Origin of the sequence: Terrisporobacter petrolearius, assembly GCF_020748185.1 — a bacterium.
Taxonomy (GTDB): Bacteria; Bacillota; Clostridia; order Peptostreptococcales; family Peptostreptococcaceae; genus Terrisporobacter; species Terrisporobacter petrolearius.
The window spans coordinates 32601-51555 of the sequence record NZ_JAHZMO010000022.1 but is presented as its reverse complement, the minus strand read 5'-3'; the positions used below and the strand labels follow the sequence as shown (position 1 = coordinate 51555).

Sequence of the window (18955 nt, the reverse complement as noted above, 5' to 3'; positions counted from 1 at the left end):
TTACTACAATAATTATAGATATCAGTGGAATTTGAAAAAGCTGACTCCTATTCAATATAGAAATCAGCTTTTAATGGCGGCTTAGCCACTCTTTTTTTCTAGTGTCCTTGACAAAGGGTCCACTTTATATTAAGATATAGCATTTTTTTATTATGTTAATTAAAGTTGTATCGTATCTATTTCTTTTATGGGTCTGGCTTTTATATAACCTCTATATCCTTGTGGCTCCATCTGAAAACTTGGCGACTCATTTAAATGCCACTCATATCCATATAAAGTAGGATTATATTTATCTATTTCCCTTGATAAAAAAACTATTGCACTTTGAAAATTATCATTTTCAAATGGTTCTCCCTGAAAAATCATCATTTTACATGTAGGCAGTGTTATTATTTCAAATCCTTCTGGAACAATTCCTTTGTAATCTAGTGGAACATCAACTCCCTGAACATAATTAGAAGTATTCTCTTTAATAAATTTATCTGGCAACCACATTCCTACAGGTTCATTAATAGCTTCTTTGATGCTAGATAAAATTCCCCATACTTCCTCTCCTGTTTCTTCAAAGTACTCAAAGTAATTTCCAGCTTTTTTACCTCTTTTTAAAATACATTTTCTCCTTGGGAAATTAATAACTTGAGTGAAAAAATTATTGTATATCAATTTGCTATCAGTATTTAAGTTATTCTCATATATATACTGTTCTTTTATAGGATAAGAAGTAAATAAACTTATAGGCGGAGTATCTTTTTTATAACTTTTAGGGGTTAAACCAAACTGCTTTTTAAAAGCTCTTGTAAATCCTTCGTGGGAATCAAATACAAAATCCAATGCCACGTCCACAACTTTTTTATCCTGGTCTCGAAGCTCTATGGCTGCTTTTGATAATCTTTTTAGTCTTATATATTCAAAAGGTGTTTTTCCTATATATTCTTTAAATAATTTAGCACAATACCACGGGGAATAATTAGAGCACTTTGCTAGTTCATAAAGAGTTATATTTTTATTTAAATTATCATCTATATAATCCTGCATTTGTTGAACAGCTATAACTTTTTCAAATTCTTTCAAATTACATACCACCTTTAATTTATTTGTATTAGCGAAGAAATTTCATTACTATAGGTTAAATTTAAGTTATTCATAGCTCTAGTACATGCTACATATAGTAAATTTCTATCAAAATCAGAACTATAATTATGATTATTTACAAAAGGAAGTAATACTTCATCAAATTCCAGACCTTTTGACATTTGAATAGTAGAAATAATTACCCCTTCTTTAAATTCTCTGGAATCAAAATCTAATTTATTTATTTCATATTTTTCTTTAAAAATTTCATATGAATACTCAACTTCTTCTTTCATTTTGCAGATTATTCCCAAAGTAGTTGATTTACTTTCATTAAATTTCTTAATTATCTTTTCTATTTCTTGTACTTCTTCTTTAATATTATTACATTTTATTATTTGCGGATCTTTGCCATGCCTTTCTATAGGTTCAATATCAGTATAATATATTTTCTTTGCAAAATTAACTATCTCATACGTGGATCTATAACTTTTATTAATATGAACAATTTGGCTGTCTTCAAATATATTTTTCAATGTATTCAATGTATTTGAATTATATTGATTAACACACTGACCAAAATCACCCAATATAGTTTTTTTGCATTTATATATTTTTTTAATAACTTCATATTGAATCGGTGTATAGTCTTGCATTTCATCTATGATTATATGCTGAATATGATTTATTTCCTTAGTTCCCTCCGTATAATGTTGTAAATAAATGTATGGAAATACATCATAATACTCTAATTCTTTTTATCCTTTATGATCAAGTAATTTTCTTTATTTATATATTTATAGAAATCTTTATAAAGCTCTAAAGTTGTATTTAACTTGAACATCTCTTTGACTTGCTTGTATATTTCTTTTTTATTTATATCAATTATATTTCTAGTATCCATATTTATCTTTTCTGTAATGTCATCACTTATTTTTTCTTATCTTTTAAATATCGGATGTCGTTTATAACCATTATACTTTTCTAAAATAAAGTTTTTATCAATTAATATATTTTTATAAACAACTTCTTTTGGAAAAAAATACCTACTATCCACATATTTAATATAATCATCTAATAAATCTACAAATTTACTAGTTGCTTTGAACTTTATTCTCTCTACTACTGATTCATTATTATTTTCTACTACTTCATTGTATTTTTCAAATTTAATATCTTTGTTTAGTTGTTCTTTCACTATATCTTCAAAGCTTAGCTCATTCATAGGCTCTTCACCAAGTTGTGGTAATACGGTTGATATATAATCAGAAAATACTTTATTGGGTGATATTATAGCTATATTTTCTGCATGTAAGTAATCTCTGTACTTATATAAAAAATATGCCACTCTATGTAGTGCAATAGAAGTTTTTCCTGATCCTGCCACACCTTGAATTATTAAAGTATCTTTGTCTTCATTTCTTATTATTTCATTTTGCTCTTTTTGAATTGTTGCTACGATATTTTTCATTTTTTGATCAGACCCATAGCTTAATCCTCTTTGTAGTATTTCATCATTAATACTAAGTGAACTTTCTAATACATATTCCATATTACTTTTACTTATTTTAAATTGTCTCTTCTTAGTTATCTCTCCGTGTATATTTCCAGCCGGCGCTTCATAGTTAGCATTACCAAGCTCAAAATCATAATACATACTCGAAATTGGTGCTCTCCAATCGTAAATAATCATATCCCCATGCTCATCTAAAAATGAATTTCTTCCTATATAAATTTTTTCACTTTCCCCTTCCCCCTCATATAGAAAATCTATTCTTGCAAAGTATGGTGATTCAATTAGGTTTTCTATTCTTCTTTTTTGTTCATAAGCAAATTCTCCATTATCCACAATTTGATTGATGGAATTCTCGTTTGAAAATACTTCCATGGCATCCATATCATTTCTATTTTCATAAAGATATTTTTTTGATTCTTTAAATTCTTCAGTATAAAGTTTTATCTTTCTCTCTAAATTCTTTAAATAGTTTTTTAATTTTTCTAAGGTAAAATTAAGATATTCTTTTTCTTCTGGGTAATTAAATAACATAAATATACCTCCTTTTCAGAGTATATTTTATACCCTATGGGATTTAGTTTCTTGATTTTTTTTGCTATAAGTTTTTACTAATAAAAAAACGAACTTTATAAGTTCGCTTTTTAGACTAAAATATTCATTCTATAATTAGTTTTTTATTAATACTGCCGAACCATGCATATCACATAATGGCACAATAAAAATACTATTTGCATTACAATACTCTTTTACAGCTTTTTTTACTCCTGGAAATTGACTACTGTTATAATCATGTACTATAATCATTCCACCTTTAACAAGCTTTGGATAAAATATTTTTAATCCTTCATAGGTAGGTTTATACAAATCTGTATCTAAACTAACAAAGCAAAAACTTGGCAAATCTTCTTTTATACTTTCAGGAAAGTGTCCTTTTATAAACTTTGCTTGTTCTTTATATGGAAGCTTATTTTTTACCAACTCCACATTAGTGTCTGAGAAATCACCTTTCTTAGCTCTTGAATATCCATGATTTCTTTCTACCTCAATATCTTCATCATAAAATCCTTCAAAAGTATCAAAGAGATATATTTTTTTATTTGGAAAAAGTTTATTTATTTCTGATGCAAATCTCCCTTTGTATACACCTAATTCAGCAACCTCTCCCTCTAGTTTTTGCTCATTTATTTCTGATGCTATTAATCTTAATGAGGCCAATCTTATATCAATATAATGTTTAAACTCATTAATATCAAATACCATTCCTTTATAGTCTAATAACTTTAATTGTAGTTGAATTTCCTCGACTGCTTCTTTGTTTAGGACCGCTATAACAATAATGTCTGGCATAAATTTTACAGATTCTTTAGTTGAATAGATTTTTTTATTATGTCTATATTCCCCACATAAATCGGGATCATTATCTATAAACCCTAATAATTCAAAATCTCTATTTATCCAATTTGATATCATATTTCCAGCTTGACCTGCTCCAAATATCATTATCTTACTCATAATACTCTCCCATTTTCATTTTCATTTTCATTTTTCTTTTTTTAATAAACAATATTTATTTTACCTATTGATATTTAGCTATTTAAATATACGTTATTTAACCAAGTATTAATTTTATCTACTACTTTTTCTTTACCTTCTTCTAATGGATCTTTAAAATCAATTTCTCCTTTAAAATTATTCTTTGGAATCACTTCTTTTATATTCTTATAGAACTTATCTGCTCCACCGCCTCCATGACAAGCAAATAAATATATGTTTTTATTACATATGTCCTCTTGATCTAAAAAAGTATTGTAAGGAGGTGCATAAGTACCTACCCATATAGGTGTTCCTATAAAAACATTATCATAATCGTCTACATTTATGTAATATGATAAAAGTTCAGGTTTTTCTTTAAATAATACACTTCTTCCTCCCCAAAAATATTTTTTGAACCCGGAATTGTGATACTTTTTCTTTGGTTTTAGTTCTAACACATCTGCGTTAGTTTTTTTAACTATAGCATCTGCTATTAGTTTTGTATTACCTTCTAATGAATAAAAAATCACAAGATTTTTCATATATTTTTCATCTTCTTTCTTTTTATACTTATATATAGTATAGTAATAATTTAATCTCTAAATCTCAATATAAATTAAATTTATGTTGTCAAACTTATAATATGTTAAAAAAATAGTGAGGATAACAATCCCCACTATCTTTATTTGTTATTAAAAACTCACGTTTAATTTTACTTCTTTACCTTCTCTATTCACTACTAAAGTTGTTTTATCACCACTTTTATATTCATATAAACGTTTAGTTAAGTCAGACATACTTGTTAATTTTGTGTCCCCTAATTTAACTATTATATCTCCTGCTTTAACTCCTGCTTTTTTAGCTGGTGAATTATCTACTACTTCTCCAACAAATACACCTTCGTCAGTAGCTACTTGTTGCCCTTGAGACTGAGCATAAGCTGCATAAGTTGATGCATCGTATCCTTTTATACCAAGTGTCACTTTTTTATAACTTCCATCTTTAATTACTGATTGTATTATTTCTTTTGCTTGATTAATTGGAATAGCAAATCCTAAACTTTCACCTTCAGATGTTTTAGCTGTATTTATTCCTATAACTTGGCCACTTTCGTTTAACAATGGTCCACCACTATTACCAGAGTTTATACTTGCATCTGTTTGAATAAGTCCTGCCATAGTAGCTTGTTGAGTTTTTATGGTTCTATCTAGTCCACTTATTATACCTTGTGTAACTGTTCTTTGTAATTCTAATCCTAGTGGATTTCCTATAGCTATTGCTATATCTCCTATTGAAACTTTGTCACTATCTCCAAGTTCTGCTGGAGTAAGTCCAGTTTTATTTACTTTTACTACAGCTAAATCAAATTGTGAGTCATACCAAACTACATTACCATTAACACTTGAACCATCGTTAAATAGTACATTTACTTTTTTAGCTTTTCCATCAGAAATAACATGTGAATTTGTAAGAATATATCCATTTGAATCTACTACTATACCTGTTCCCACACCTTCTGATTCAGTCGGAATAGAAAACATATTATCTGAATTCATAACAGTTGTAGTAATACCTACTACAGATGGCATTGCTTTTTCTGTTACTGCCTGATATACATTTGTACTTTTTCCATTGCTATTTATACTTATACTTTGTGATGAAGATGATCCAGATGATGTACTTAAATTATTTTTTAATAGTACTACTGTTAAAAACGAGCTAAGTACTGAGCATATTATAGCTACAACTACTACCAATCCTATCCCTTTTTTTCTTGCCATTTTTTCTCCTCCTAACAAAATAAACTTATTATTATTTTATTTATATTATTAAATTTTATAATCTTTTCTAAAAAAAAGAAATCATCAAATTCGATATAAATCTCTTATGATGATTTCATTATAATATTTTATTCTTAATTAAACCTTAATTTCTAAAGTCTTTTTTCTAATTCTTCTTTTTCTTTTTCAAATCCTGGTTTACCTAATAAAGCAAACATGTTTCTCTTGTATGCTTCAACGCCTGGTTGATTAAATGGATTTACTCCTAATAAATATCCACTTATTCCACAAGCTTTTTCAAAGAAGTATACTAAATATCCAAAATTATACTCGTTTAATGTTGGTATATCTATTATTAAGTTTGGAACTTGACCATCAGTATGAGCAAGTAGAGTTCCTTGGAATGCTTTTTCATTTACAAAATCCATAGTTTTTTCACTTAAGTAGTTAAGTCCATCTAAGTCTTTTTCTTCTGACTTTAATTCAACTACTTTTCTTGGTTTTTCCACATTTAGAACTGTTTCGAATAGTATTCTCTTACCATCTTGAACATATTGTCCCATTGAGTGTAAATCAGTTGAAAAGTCTACTGAAGCTGGGAATATACCTTTTTGATCTTTCCCTTCACTTTCTCCATATAATTGTTTCCACCATTCACTTACAAAGTGTAAATTTGGTTCATAGTTTACAAGTAATTCTATGTCTTTACCTTTTCTATGTAATATATTTCTTACAGCTGCATATTGGTAACAATCATTTTCTTCTAAGTTAGATTTAGAATATTTTATACGAGCATCATTAGCTCCTTGCATCATTTCATCTATATTAAATCCTGCTGCTGCTATTGGTAATAGTCCAACTGCTGTTAAAACAGAGAATCTTCCCCCAACATCATCTGGTATTACAAAAGTTTCATATCCCTCTTCATCAGAAACTTGTTTTAATGCGCCTTTTTTAGCATCTGTAGTTGCATATATTCTTTTTGATGCTTCTTCTTTACCATATTTATTTTCTAGGAACTCTTTTAAAACCCTAAAAGCTATAGCTGGTTCAGTAGTAGTTCCTGATTTAGATATAACATTTAATGATACATCTTTGTCCTTTATTATTTCAATTAAGTCCATTAAATAAGTTGAACTTATATTGTTTCCTGCAAAATATACTTCTGGAGCTTTTCTATCCTCTTTGCTTAAGCTATTTCTAAATGAGTGACCTAAGCATTCTATTGCAGCTCTAGACCCTAAATATGAACCACCAATTCCTATTACTACTAGCACATCTGAATCAGATTGTATCTTTTGAGCTGCTTTTTTTATTCTTGCAAACTCTTCTTTGTCATAATTATTAGGAAGATCTATCCAACCTAAAAAATCCTTTCCTGGACCAGTTTTTTCATGAAGCATCTCATGGGCAACATCAACATAGGGTTGTAATGTATCAACTTCTTCCTTAGCAAAAAAATCTAAGGCTTTACTGTAATTAAATTTAATTTTGTTCATAATTGTACTCCCTTTTTTATAATATTTATACCATAGAATTATATCATAAAACTAATTTGCCTTCTTGTTAAAAAATTGTTTAGTTTATATTATTTTTTTATTACATTGATTAATATTTACATTTTTTTAAAAAATATAAAAAGCTTTAGAAATAAATATTATCTCTAAAGCTTTATATGTTATCTATTTTTCATTTACACTTTGTGCTATAACTTGTTGAGCTATATTAACAGCGTGGTCTGAAACTCTTTCTAAGTTAGCTATTACTTCTAAATAAATAATCCCATTGTCAATACTACACATATTATTATTTAATCTTCTCATATGATTTATTCTACATGATTTTTCCATAACATTTACTTGTTCTTCCATTTTGATTACTTTACAAGCAAGATCAACATCTGACGTTCTCATAGATTCTAATGCATAAGTATATGTTGATAAAACTTTGTTGTACATATCGTCTAATTCATTTCTTGCATGATCTGAAAATGTAACATCATTTGTTATACTATTTTGAGCTAATTCTGCTATATTTTCAGCGTGATCTCCTATTCTTTCTATATCATTAACTGTATTAAACAATGAATCTATAACTTCCCTTGATTCTTCATTTAAAGGAGCTTTTGATAATTTAAGTAAATAATTTAGTATCATTTTTTGTAATTCATTTATTCTTTTTTCTTTCCTTAAAGTACTAGATATATCTTTTTCTGATTTTTCCAGTACACCCTTCATCGCACAATTTAAACTTTGCTTAGACTTTTCACCCATTCTTAATGTTTCTTTTTCTACATTTACTAATGCTATTGAAGGTGTTTCAATTATTCTATCATCTATAAATTTAACAATTCTTACATCATCATCTTCAGTGTGGTTATCTGGTATTAATCTAGTAGCTAATTTTATTATAAATTTATTGAATGGTAATAAAATTAAAGTTGATGCTATATTAAATATTGTATGAACGTTGGCAATTTGTCTGGCAACATTGTTTGGATCCATATAAGTTACTGCAGAAACAACTAATTTATTTAAGAATATTAAGAATATTACAGTTCCAAGTATATTAAATATTAAATGTATAAGAGCTGCTCTTTTTGCACTTATACTTGCACCTATGCTTGATAATAAAGATGTTACACAAGTACCTATATTTTGACCATATAACATTGGTAGTGCACTGCTAAGTGGTATTAATCCCTGTGATGCTAAAACAACTAACATACCCATTGAGGCGCTTGAACTTTGTATAATTGCTGTTATTCCAAATCCTAATAATAACCCTAAGATTGGATATTTACCAAAAGTAAGTAATGCGTTTGTAAATCCTTGGTATTCTGATAATGGTTGAACTGCTTCTTTCATAAAGTCCATACCTGTAAATAATATACCAAATCCTATTAAAACTTCTGCTATATGCTTAGTTTTTGGTTTGCCTCCGAATAAATAAAGAATAATACCTATTCCTAAAGCTACAGGAGCTAGGCCATTCATATCTATAGATACTAACTGGGCTGTAACTGTTGTACCTATATTGGCACCCATAATTACTCCTACTGCTTGTGGCAATGTCATTATACCAGCATTAACAAAACCAACTACCATTACCGTAGTGGCACTTGATGACTGAATTACAGCTGTTACTAATGTCCCAATAAGAACTCCCATAAATATATTACTAGTTAGAAGTTCTATGATTTTTTTAAGCTTACTTCCAGCTGCTTTTTCTAGGGCTTCTCCCATAAGGTTCATTCCAAATAGGAATAGTCCTAATCCACCCATAATACCTATGATTATTTCCAAATTTTATTCCTCCTTAGTTACATTCGTTCATTGATTATTATATTTTGCTTTTAATCTTAAAAAATTTTTTATTATTATGTATTTATGATTTAATGCATAAACATTATATCATAAATCTTTGTTAATTTTTTTTATCAATTTCCCCATTATTGTTAAAATTATTTAACAATAGGGCAATAATTTCCAATTATTTTCTCTGCACATTTTATACCATCAACAGCAGCTGTAACTATTCCTCCTGCGTAACCAGCACCCTCGCCACAAGGATATAAATTTTTAGTACTTACTGATTGTAATGTTTCTTCATCTCTTACAATTCTAACTGGTGCCGATGATCTCGTTTCCACTCCTGTTAATACTGCGTCATACGTAGCAAATCCATTTAATTTTTTATCAAGAGATACTAATGCTTCTTTCATAGTTGATGCTACAAACTCTGGTAGGCATTCTCTTAGATCAGTACCTGTTACACCTGGTTTGTATGAAGGCTCAATCTTTCCTATATCTGTTGTTATCTTATCATTTAAAAAATCTCCTACTAACTGCATTGGTGCATTATAGTTGTTTCCACCTAATTCATAGGCAAGTTTTTCATATTTCCTTTGGAATTCAATACCTGCCAGAGGATGAGCACTTCCAAAGTCTTCTGGGGTAACATTAACTAAGAAGGCACTATTTGCATTTACCTTATCTCTTGCATGTTCACTCATACCATTTGTTACTACTTCAAATTCATTTGATGCAGAGGCTATTACAGTCCCTCCTGGACACATACAAAATGAATATGCAGTCCTTCCATTAGATGTATGCTCTATTAATCTATAATCCGCCGCTCCAAGTCTTGGATGGTCGTAAAACTCTTTATATTGAGATTTATTAATTAATACTTGTGGATGTTCTATTCTTGCCCCAATAGCAAATGGTTTTTGGATTATTTTCACACCTTTGCTATATAACATTTCATAAGAATCTCTTGCACTATGACCTACAGCAAAAATTACATGGTCACATTCTATTTTTTCTTTATTATTTATTATTACAGCTTTTATACTATCATTTTCTACTTCTATATCTGTAACTTTAGTGTTAAATCTTACTTCTCCACCTAATCTTTTTATTTCTTCTCTTATATTTTTTACCACATTTTTAAGTATGTCAGTTCCCACATGAGGTTTATGAGAGTATAATATTTCATCAGGCGACCCAAAGTTTACAAGCTCTTCTAGAACCTTTCTACACCTGATATCTTTTATTCTTGTTGTAAGCTTACCATCCGAGAATGTTCCAGCTCCACCTTCTCCAAATTGTACATTTGAATTATTCTTAAAAACTCTATTATTCCAGAAGTTATTAATATCTTTTGTTCTTTCATCCACATCTAATCCTCTTTCAAGCAATAGTGGATTGTATCCTCTTTGTGCCAAAAGTAAAGATGCAAATAAACCTGCCGGTCCACTTCCCACAACAACTGGTCTATTATTTATTTTATTACTTCCATGTTTAACATCTAAATAACTATGTTGTTTTACTTCAACTACATCTTTTAGTCCTCTTTTTAATAATTTTTCTTCATTTTTAACTTTTACATCTACAGTGTATACAAAATCTATTTTTCCATTTTTTCGTGCATCTATAGATTCTTTAAAAATATGATATTTAATTATCTCATTTTCTTTTATTTTTAATTTTTTCAGTACTAACTTTAGTATTTTCGATTTATCATCGTTAATGCTAATTTTTATATTGGATACTCTTAACATTTTTTTCTCCTTAATTGTAATTGTTTGTTTTCCCTTACCTATTATGTTTACCACTAAAATAATAATATTACTGTTATTACTCAAAAAAAATCAAAAGCTAGGAGTTTCCAATGCCTTTGATTTTTAAAAACTATTATTTATTTTTAGCTATTAAATACTCTTAGTCTCTTTTAGTAATAAGACCTCTTATAACCTTCATATTATTAAATACCTTTTCTAAGAAATCTTCAGCTTCATCATTGTCTAATAATGTTATCTCTAATTGATCTCCCTCAGGTATACCTTTCATTTCACAGTATTTCTTTGCTGTGTCTAATAATTCATCTTTCTTTTCTGAAGATAAATCAAAGTCTTTATAGTCAATTATTATGTATTGTTTTACTTTTTGTTCTTTACCTTCATTGTATCCTATCTCTATATGATAAATTACAGCATATAAGTTGCTAGGACTTTCCTCACCATTATATACAGGCACTGCTGGATTTGATTTTATATAGTTAGTTGATACTGCAATTCCATTTCCTAAACTAAGACTCATATTTTTACCTCTTTCTCTATTATATATGTATTATTTTATCACCTTTTAAATATATTAAAACCTTTTTTTTATAACTTTTTATATTTTAAACGCAAAAATACTATTAAATATAAAATTTAATAGTATTTTCTTATTAATCTAATTAATTTTTAATAGTAATAAATTTTATGATGCTCGTAATTCTTTATATCTTTTACCTAGGGTACGAGGACTTATTTCATATTTTTCAGATACTTGTACTTGAGTTATAATTTCTCCTGCATCCTTTTTAATATAATATTCTATTGCAGCAGCCCATCCATTTTCGCTACCTTTTATAGATCTATTGGATTTAATAAACTCTTTCCATAAATCTAATCCTTTTTGCAGATATTTTTCTTCCATGTTATGTTTTAATGCATCATATATGTTCACATCTGAATTATTGTTATCTTTGCTTACTATATCATTTTTAACTTGAGTACTTAATGAGTTTGAAATATGTGATTTATTATTTAATAGTATTTGTTGTCCAAACTTATAAATTATTTCACTATTATAAGTTACAAATTCTTTTATACTCTTTGTTTTTTTGCTGTTAGATTTGTATAGTTGCTTAACATTATCAAGTATAATCTTTAAGCTTTTATCTGATACATTTATACATTCATCAACTAATATGTTCATTCCTTGAACATTTACCACTCTTACAATTATACTTTCGTCAACATTTAAGTTTTTGAAAGCATCAACATCTTCCACCACTATTTTATTATCATTAAAATAGTCTCTAATTATTGATTTTGTAATTCCTATATTTTCAATTTTAAATATGCTTATATTAGCTTTAAGCATTGCCGATAATAAATTTCTTTGATTTTTATTTAAAGTTAGTTTATTATCGTCTATAAACATTTTAGTTATAGTATTTCCCTTATCGTTTCTATAATCATACATAAAATATGTATTATATAGCTTGTCTATTTTAGAGTTACTTTCTTGTGAAATATGAAATTTCTTCCCACATTCTTCTCTATCACTGTAGAAACTTGATGTCTTAGAATATTCATATATTTTATTTTCCATATTTTTATACAAACCTTTTGCATATAATATTTTGTTTCTTGTAAACTCTACTAACTGATTTTTTTGTAAGCAACATTTTTTATACTTTTTACCACTACCACAAGGACATAGTTCATTTCTACCTATCAAGTTATCTTCACTCCTTTACTATTTTTAAGCACGGCAATATATACTTGATCCTATATTAGAATTTATCATTCATTTATATTGTTAATTATTATTATAAGTTTGCTTTTTATAGTTTCATATAATCTTTTAGACTTCCATACTTTAATAATAATTTTCTAGAAATTAGTCTATTATCCTTTTAAATTTATTAACAATCGTACTACTATTTTCATTGTAAACTTTCATAAAACTCCAATTCATAAATTATTACCTTGTCATATTACTTTATATGACTTTAAACGTCATCATACAATCTACATAATTCTTCTCATTTCCCTTTTCATCTTTAGCATTTTTTATATCCATCTTTTCTATTTTATAATTTAGATTCAAATCATTTAAAACACTTTCTATTTCTTTAATTTTATCTAAATTTCCAGATACACTTAATTCAATTGAGGAATATGATTTATTATTTTCATCAGTTTCATCAAATTTATTAACAAAATTAATATCTAAACTAGAATCCATTTTCCCAATTATCTTAATCACTATATCATCATTTAAATCCATTGTTTCATCATAACAGTCGCCTTTATATTGAGGTTTAGTTTCTGTTAGTTTAGTTTTTTCCTGTTCCAAAGCATTGATTTTATTGTTCATAGGATAAGAAACAACAATGCTAACTACTGTAAATGTTATTACTGCTATGCATATTTTTTTAAATTCTTTTTTATTCTTCAAAATTATTCAGAACCTCCTATTTCGTATACTGCATGAAAATATAATCTATTATTTTTATTTTCCACACTAGCTATAGAAAAATTTTTTATATTATCCATATATTTTAATTCATCTAATTTTTTTAAGTTTTTACATTTACCTTCTATACTTACTTTATTATTTTCAACTGATAGTTTCTCTACATTTGAAAAGCCTAACAAATCATATATTTTATTTGTATCTTTTATTAATGTACTCTTTTTATTTTCCGATTTTAGTACTTCATTAGATTGAGTCATTAATTTAGTGTTATTGATTTCTTCTTTTAAATTGTTAACTGTTTTTATATTTGTATAAGTTTGAAAAATTAATAAGTATATTAATATTATTACAGTACACTTAAAAATTTTTTCTTCTTGTTTTTCTTCTTTCAAAAAATTGATATTTTTATTCTTTTTCATTTATACTATCATCCCCCAAGCTAATAAATTGTCTAATGTTATATCTACAATTTCTTCACTATTATTTAAAATTAATTTATTCTTCAGATCTAGTTTTTGTATTTGTAAACTCTCTATAAATTCATCATTTATTCCATAATAGTATGTATTATCACAGGAAAATTGATTAATAGAACACTGGCTATTGGATTTATCTACCACATAAGATTCAATAATTTTTTTATTACAAACTGTATTTAAAACCATATCTTTTTTTCTATTTTCTATTATAGTTATTTTTTCATAATCACTTTGCAATAAACTAATAACTTTCATATCAATCAGTTTTTGTAAAATATCAAAATTAATATATAAATATTTTTTCTTAATATTTAGCTTTTCGCTTATAGATTTGCATATGTCTACATATTTCTTGGGAAATAATATTCCTTGTATTGATCCCTTTCCCTTAGTATTGATAATTTTTTTATATTTTATTACATAATTTTGTAAATCTAAGGATATATGGTCACCTATTTCATATTTAATTAGTTGAATAATTTCTTTTTGTCTTTTAGAGTTTATATTTGGTATATTTCTAATTATAATTTCATCATTTTGTATATTGAAATATATATTTTTTAACTTATAATTTATATTTTCCTTTATTATTTTAACTAATTCATCTCCGTACATATTATTCATTTTATTATTTAAACAACTGCTACCCTTTTCATATGTTAATTGATTATATACATTATACTTATTTCTATTTTTTCTTATGAGCAGTATTTCTGTATTTTCATTATTAATATTTACAACAAGATATTCCTTTATAAAATCACCTCCACAAATTTATTATTAATTATATTGTTGAGGTACTAATTTTTGTTAGTTTCATTAGACTTTGGATAAAATGTTTCAGTACCTATTTTAACTGTTACAGAATCTCCTTGTGCTGTTACATCAAATGAACCGCCTTTTACTGATTTCGCAACTGGCACAAATTGAATATATCCATCACTTTCTAAGTTACTTGGTTGAACTGATGTATTTCCATCGCTTATAGATATCATTGCTGCTGTTGCCAAATTGGCAGCTGTAGCATAATCAGCATTTTTCTTTGCATTTTCTTGCACTTTAGAGTATTTTGTTACTGCAATGCTAGATAAAATTCCTATTATAGTAATGACTATAACCATTTCAATCAGAGTAAATCCTCTTCTTTTCTTATTATTCTTTAATTTAAACATTATTATTTCCTCCTTATTTAAATAGCTGATACAGCATCAAACATTGGTACCATCATAGATATAACAATTATCCCTACAGCTACTCCTATAACTAAAGTAATAAAGTTTTCAAAGTATTTTGTCCCAATTTCAAGTTTTGAATCTAGTTCATTTTCATAGTACTCAGTGACAGTATTTAGCACTGTATCTAGTTTCCCACTTTCTTCTCCTATTGTTATCATTGATAATAGCAATGATGGCAATTCCTCTACTGTTTTTAGAGAATCTCCTATGCTATTACCTTTTTTAATAAGCTCATTTGATTTACATATTTTAAAATATATATATTCATTACTCATTACTTTTGCTGATATTTCAATAGAGTCTACAATTTGAACTCCACTAGATATTAAAATTGATAAAGCTTTTATAAATCTGTTACTAATAATTAATTTCATATATGTTTTAACAATTGGAAGTTTAAATATAAGCTTATTTAGCATTTGATTAAACTTATCATTATTATTCTTGAGATATACTAATCCGCATACTAAAATCAAATTAACAATTATAATTAAAAGAAAATCATCTCTAAGTAAATGAGAGATAAATATTAGTATTTTAGTTAATCCTGGTGTTTCCATGTTATTATCTGCATAGATATCTTCAAAGTTAGGGATTAAAAAAAGTAAAATAAATATAAATGATATAATCACGGTGATTATCAATATGGTTGGATAAATTAATATACTTGTAATTTTATTTTTCAATTTGTTTTCTTTATCATAATAAATTGCTAGTTTGTCCATAATATCATCTAAGTTACCACTCATTTCTCCTGCTGCTATCATGCTTATATAAAAATTGGAGAATGCCTTCGTATTTTCAAAAGACTCTTTTATTGAATTACCTCTTTCAATGTCTCCAAGTATTTTTTTTAGTACAATTCTTACTTTATCCTTTGACTCATTTATTAGTATTGTTAAAATTTTAGATATTTCACATCCTGATTTTAAAAGAATACTCATTTCTTTTGAAAAAACTTTTAAATCCTTGTTTTTTAATTTCTTCCCTTTAAAAAGTGATTTTATTTCCTTAATATCTACTACTTTAAATCTGTTTTTATCAGCATAAGAATATACTTCGTATTCACTATCAATATCTAGTTTTAAAACTTTTCTATTATTTTCTTCATCATAAATTATGCATTTATACAATATTTTTTCTCCTAATTAATAATTTCTTTGCTCATTATGCATTCTTCTAACGTTGTTATTTTATTTTTAATTAAATAAGAATAAGTATCTTCAAAAGTAATCATTCCATTTTTAACCGCTATACTTTTTATATCCTTTGCTTCTTTGTTTTTTTGAATTGCATTTCGTATTTCATCATCTACAGGCAAAATTTCAAAAGCTACAGTTCTGCCATTATATCCTGTGTGTGAGCACTCTTCACATCCAATAGGAATAGCTGTATAAATTGATTTATTTTCATTTTGATTAATAATAACTTCATTACTACAGCTTTCACATACTTTTCTTACTAATCTTTGAGATATAATGCCAATCAAAGATGCATTTAGTAAGTATGGTGGAATTTCCATGTCAATTAATCTAGCTACAGATGAGACTGCATCATTAGTATGAAGAGTACTTATTACCAAATGTCCTGTAATAGCTGCTCTCACAGCCGTTTTTGCTGTTTCTATATCTCTAATTTCACCAACCATAATAATATCTGGGTCTTGTCTTAGAATTGCTTTTAACCCTTTTTCAAAAGTAAGACCTACTTTGTGATTTACTTGTATTTGATTTATGCCTTCCATTTTGTATTCAACAGGATCTTCAATTGTCATAATATTTTTACTTGTATTTCTCAAATCCTTTAAAATAGAATATACAGTTGTAGTTTTTCCGCTTCCTGTTGGACCAGTAACAAGCAATATGCCTGTCTTTTTATTTATTATTTCTTGAATTTTTTTTATAGCATCTTTCGAAAATCCCAGTTCTTCTTTTGTTTTAAGAAAAGAATCCCTACTTAAAAGTCTAAGCACTATTTTTTCTCCATAAGTGGTTGGCACAGTTGAAATCCTAATATCTACTAATAAATCCTTGATTTTTACGTCTATTCTTCCATCTTGAGGTAATCTTTTTTCTGTAATATCCATATCAGCTTTGTATTTTATTACAGATGCAAGGGATGGGTATAAGTCCAATTCTAAATTCAACATTTCTTTCATATTGCCATCCACCCTCATACGAATTTTTAATAACTCACTAAAAGGTTCAATATGTATATCGCTGGCTTTTTCTTTTACAGCTTTTTGTAGAATGTCTTGAAATAAATAGTTAGCATAATCATCATCTATATCAATTGAATCGCCATAACATAATTCAATATTTTCTAAAACCTCTTCTCTTGATACTTGTTTTAAAATTATGTTTTTTCCTGTGACTAACTTTAAATCTTGAGCTGCATATATGTTTTCTTTTTCTATTCCTATTATTAAATAATCTTCATTTAGCTCCATAGGAAATAAATTATATTTCCTTGCTAGCTTTTCTGGTACTAATATGGACAAATCCACTTCTGATGTTGTAATTTTAATCACCTCCATTACAATGAATATCTACTATGATTATCAACACTTAAGTTCTTATTTATACAGATATAAACTCTTATTTTATCCAAAACAATAAAAGCTATGATATTAAAATGAATTTTTTCATTTTACATCATAGCTTTTTATCTTAACTATTTATTTTCATATTTTAGAATTCGCCCTATTAATTCCTCTTTCAACTGATTAATCTTATCAAAATCCATATTTGGTATATAGTAACCTTCAATTACATCATGATTTGATTTTGCTTTCTTCAAATTAGAAATAGCATAATTAATTAATTCATCTAATATTTTTTCATCTACTTCTACCTCTTCTTTGTGATTATCTATTTTTTCTTTATCTATAAATTCTCCTAGGTTAATTGCATCCTTATTTTCAAATAAAGAGCTTGTAGTTATTGCTATCCCTAAATCTATAATCATTATTGATTCTATTTTTTCTGGTATAAGAGGATAGTGAAATACTTCTACCTTTAGTCCTTTTAATATTGCTTTATCATATACTCGCTTTAAAAAAGTTGTCTTTCCATAACCTATTTTTCCATCAAGATAATAAACTTTTTTAGCATCTTGAAGCAAGCTATCTGAATAGTCAATATGTCCTATTGGAGTTATTGCTGTTCCAAATAAATGTCTAGGATTAGATAATTCATCTTTATTTTCTATTCCTTTAAATATTTCTTCCATAAATTCATCTGTAAATTTGTTGAGTTTACCAAAATTCATCATATCCATATTTTTGCTTTCTATGTCATAAAAAATAGGCTCTGCTGCCTTTAAATATTTAAATGCCCTTTGGAAACATTCTCCTATTTCTTTATTGCATTGAACCACTTCTTCCTTATTTTTTTCTAAATTATCTACATTCCAAAAATCACCAAAATTAACTATTTCGTCTATAGCACCTGGTATTTTAGGATCAACAACATGTGGTGCTGTTGCATCTAACAATACGACTTTTAGTTTTTTTACTACAACTGCGTCTAACGAACTCGGATCAGATGAACATGGAAATACTTCTACATCATATCCTATTTCTGAAAAGTCACGCGCTACTTTTTTCATTAGAGATGATTTTCCGACTCCAGGACCTCCTTTTAAACAAAAGATTCTATTTACATCTTTTGGAATAATATAATCAAAATAGGAATAAAATCCGTTACTTGTATTTGCTCCTGGAAATACCTTTCTAATTTTGCCTTTCATATTCATGCCCCCTAAAATATTCTACTTAATAAGATATTAATTAGGAGTA

General features: G+C 27.0%; 20 protein-coding genes. 1 reads left to right on the top strand and 19 read right to left on the bottom strand.

Annotated features, from left to right (window positions below):
* A partial coding sequence (locus K0040_RS12840) for an IS3 family transposase (protein ID WP_228109180.1) occupies nucleotides 1-85 on the top strand: 85 nt, incomplete at its 5' end.
* A gap of 74 nt (nucleotides 86-159) precedes the next feature.
* On the opposite strand, the gene K0040_RS12835 is transcribed toward K0040_RS12840, so the two are convergent.
* The 19 genes from K0040_RS12835 to K0040_RS12745 all read right to left on the bottom strand — a co-directional run bounded on the left by K0040_RS12835 (nucleotide 160) and on the right by K0040_RS12745 (nucleotide 18906).
* Nucleotides 160-1071 carry a helix-turn-helix transcriptional regulator gene (locus K0040_RS12835; RefSeq protein ID WP_228109177.1) on the bottom strand — a complete coding sequence of 304 codons (912 nt, stop codon included), beginning with the start codon at nucleotides 1069-1071 and terminating at the stop codon, nucleotides 160-162.
* Nucleotides 1072-1085: 14 nt separating this feature from the next.
* A complete protein-coding gene (locus K0040_RS12830; RefSeq protein ID WP_331476310.1) occupies nucleotides 1086-1751 on the bottom strand; it encodes a 3'-5' exonuclease in 666 nt (221 codons plus the stop codon).
* A gap of 68 nt (nucleotides 1752-1819) precedes the next feature.
* Nucleotides 1820-1975 (bottom strand): hypothetical protein, encoded by a 156-nt coding sequence (locus K0040_RS12825; RefSeq protein WP_228109176.1) that lies wholly within the window; start codon nucleotides 1973-1975, stop codon nucleotides 1820-1822.
* A 36-nt stretch (nucleotides 1976-2011) separates the two neighbouring features.
* Nucleotides 2012-3118 carry a HelD family protein gene (locus K0040_RS12820; protein ID WP_228109175.1) on the bottom strand — a complete coding sequence of 369 codons (1107 nt, stop codon included), beginning with the start codon at nucleotides 3116-3118 and terminating at the stop codon, nucleotides 2012-2014.
* A 135-nt stretch (nucleotides 3119-3253) separates the two neighbouring features.
* Nucleotides 3254-4099 carry a TylF/MycF/NovP-related O-methyltransferase gene (locus K0040_RS12815; protein ID WP_228109174.1) on the bottom strand — a complete coding sequence of 282 codons (846 nt, stop codon included), beginning with the start codon at nucleotides 4097-4099 and terminating at the stop codon, nucleotides 3254-3256.
* A 74-nt stretch (nucleotides 4100-4173) separates the two neighbouring features.
* Nucleotides 4174-4662: a flavodoxin gene (locus K0040_RS12810; protein ID WP_228109173.1), complete on the bottom strand. Its 489-nt coding sequence runs from the start codon at nucleotides 4660-4662 to the stop codon at nucleotides 4174-4176.
* 150 nt (nucleotides 4663-4812) lie between these two features.
* Nucleotides 4813-5901 carry a serine protease HtrA gene (gene htrA, locus K0040_RS12805; RefSeq protein ID WP_228109172.1) on the bottom strand — a complete coding sequence of 363 codons (1089 nt, stop codon included), beginning with the start codon at nucleotides 5899-5901 and terminating at the stop codon, nucleotides 4813-4815.
* 152 nt (nucleotides 5902-6053) lie between these two features.
* Nucleotides 6054-7400 (bottom strand): glucose-6-phosphate isomerase, encoded by a 1347-nt coding sequence (locus tag K0040_RS12800; RefSeq protein ID WP_228109171.1) that lies wholly within the window; start codon nucleotides 7398-7400, stop codon nucleotides 6054-6056.
* Between the two features lie 183 nt (nucleotides 7401-7583).
* Nucleotides 7584-9206 (bottom strand): Na/Pi cotransporter family protein, encoded by a 1623-nt coding sequence (locus K0040_RS12795; protein ID WP_228109170.1) that lies wholly within the window; start codon nucleotides 9204-9206, stop codon nucleotides 7584-7586.
* A 158-nt stretch (nucleotides 9207-9364) separates the two neighbouring features.
* Nucleotides 9365-10966 carry an NAD(P)/FAD-dependent oxidoreductase gene (locus K0040_RS12790; RefSeq protein WP_228109169.1) on the bottom strand — a complete coding sequence of 534 codons (1602 nt, stop codon included), beginning with the start codon at nucleotides 10964-10966 and terminating at the stop codon, nucleotides 9365-9367.
* A 160-nt stretch (nucleotides 10967-11126) separates the two neighbouring features.
* Nucleotides 11127-11504 (bottom strand): hypothetical protein, encoded by a 378-nt coding sequence (locus tag K0040_RS12785; protein WP_228109168.1) that lies wholly within the window; start codon nucleotides 11502-11504, stop codon nucleotides 11127-11129.
* Between the two features lie 165 nt (nucleotides 11505-11669).
* Entirely contained in the window at nucleotides 11670-12698 is a 1029-nt protein-coding gene (locus K0040_RS12780) for a YecA family protein (protein WP_228109167.1), read from the bottom strand.
* A 264-nt stretch (nucleotides 12699-12962) separates the two neighbouring features.
* On the bottom strand, nucleotides 12963-13421 hold the full coding sequence (locus K0040_RS12775) for a hypothetical protein (protein ID WP_228109166.1): 459 nt from the start codon (nucleotides 13419-13421) through the stop codon (nucleotides 12963-12965).
* Between the two features lie 2 nt (nucleotides 13422-13423).
* Nucleotides 13424-13861 carry a hypothetical protein gene (locus K0040_RS12770; RefSeq protein ID WP_228109165.1) on the bottom strand — a complete coding sequence of 146 codons (438 nt, stop codon included), beginning with the start codon at nucleotides 13859-13861 and terminating at the stop codon, nucleotides 13424-13426.
* On the bottom strand, nucleotides 13862-14545 hold the full coding sequence (locus tag K0040_RS12765) for a hypothetical protein (protein ID WP_228109164.1): 684 nt from the start codon (nucleotides 14543-14545) through the stop codon (nucleotides 13862-13864). It lies immediately after the preceding gene.
* A gap of 176 nt (nucleotides 14546-14721) precedes the next feature.
* Nucleotides 14722-15093 (bottom strand): prepilin-type N-terminal cleavage/methylation domain-containing protein, encoded by a 372-nt coding sequence (locus K0040_RS12760; RefSeq protein WP_228109163.1) that lies wholly within the window; start codon nucleotides 15091-15093, stop codon nucleotides 14722-14724.
* A 17-nt stretch (nucleotides 15094-15110) separates the two neighbouring features.
* Nucleotides 15111-16289 (bottom strand): type II secretion system F family protein, encoded by a 1179-nt coding sequence (locus K0040_RS12755; protein ID WP_228109162.1) that lies wholly within the window; start codon nucleotides 16287-16289, stop codon nucleotides 15111-15113.
* Nucleotides 16290-16300: 11 nt separating this feature from the next.
* Nucleotides 16301-17692 (bottom strand): GspE/PulE family protein, encoded by a 1392-nt coding sequence (locus K0040_RS12750; protein ID WP_228109161.1) that lies wholly within the window; start codon nucleotides 17690-17692, stop codon nucleotides 16301-16303.
* A gap of 137 nt (nucleotides 17693-17829) precedes the next feature.
* Nucleotides 17830-18906, bottom strand: a complete 1077-nt coding sequence (locus tag K0040_RS12745; protein WP_228109160.1) for a PRK06851 family protein — start codon at nucleotides 18904-18906, stop codon at nucleotides 17830-17832.
* Nucleotides 18907-18955 lie beyond the last annotated feature (49 nt).

Excerpts from the sequence above, each read along its gene's own strand:
- K0040_RS12825 (WP_228109176.1), bottom strand. The coding sequence starts at position 1,975 with ATGGATACTAGAAATATAATTGATATAAATAAAAAAGAAATATACAAG.
- K0040_RS12820 (WP_228109175.1), bottom strand. The coding sequence starts at position 3,118 with ATGTTATTTAATTACCCAGAAGAAAAAGAATATCTTAATTTTACCTTA.
- K0040_RS12815 (WP_228109174.1), bottom strand. The coding sequence starts at position 4,099 with ATGAGTAAGATAATGATATTTGGAGCAGGTCAAGCTGGAAATATGATA.
- K0040_RS12810 (WP_228109173.1), bottom strand. The coding sequence starts at position 4,662 with ATGAAAAATCTTGTGATTTTTTATTCATTAGAAGGTAATACAAAACTA.
- htrA (WP_228109172.1), bottom strand. The coding sequence starts at position 5,901 with ATGGCAAGAAAAAAAGGGATAGGATTGGTAGTAGTTGTAGCTATAATA.
- K0040_RS12800 (WP_228109171.1), bottom strand. The coding sequence starts at position 7,400 with ATGAACAAAATTAAATTTAATTACAGTAAAGCCTTAGATTTTTTTGCT.
- K0040_RS12790 (WP_228109169.1), bottom strand. The coding sequence starts at position 10,966 with ATGTTAAGAGTATCCAATATAAAAATTAGCATTAACGATGATAAATCG.
- K0040_RS12785 (WP_228109168.1), bottom strand. The coding sequence starts at position 11,504 with ATGAGTCTTAGTTTAGGAAATGGAATTGCAGTATCAACTAACTATATA.
- K0040_RS12770 (WP_228109165.1), bottom strand. The coding sequence starts at position 13,861 with ATGAAAAAGAATAAAAATATCAATTTTTTGAAAGAAGAAAAACAAGAA.
- K0040_RS12765 (WP_228109164.1), bottom strand. The coding sequence starts at position 14,545 with ATGAATAATATGTACGGAGATGAATTAGTTAAAATAATAAAGGAAAAT.
- K0040_RS12760 (WP_228109163.1), bottom strand. The coding sequence starts at position 15,093 with ATGTTTAAATTAAAGAATAATAAGAAAAGAAGAGGATTTACTCTGATT.
- K0040_RS12750 (WP_228109161.1), bottom strand. The coding sequence starts at position 17,692 with ATGGAGGTGATTAAAATTACAACATCAGAAGTGGATTTGTCCATATTA.
- K0040_RS12745 (WP_228109160.1), bottom strand. The coding sequence starts at position 18,906 with ATGAAAGGCAAAATTAGAAAGGTATTTCCAGGAGCAAATACAAGTAAC.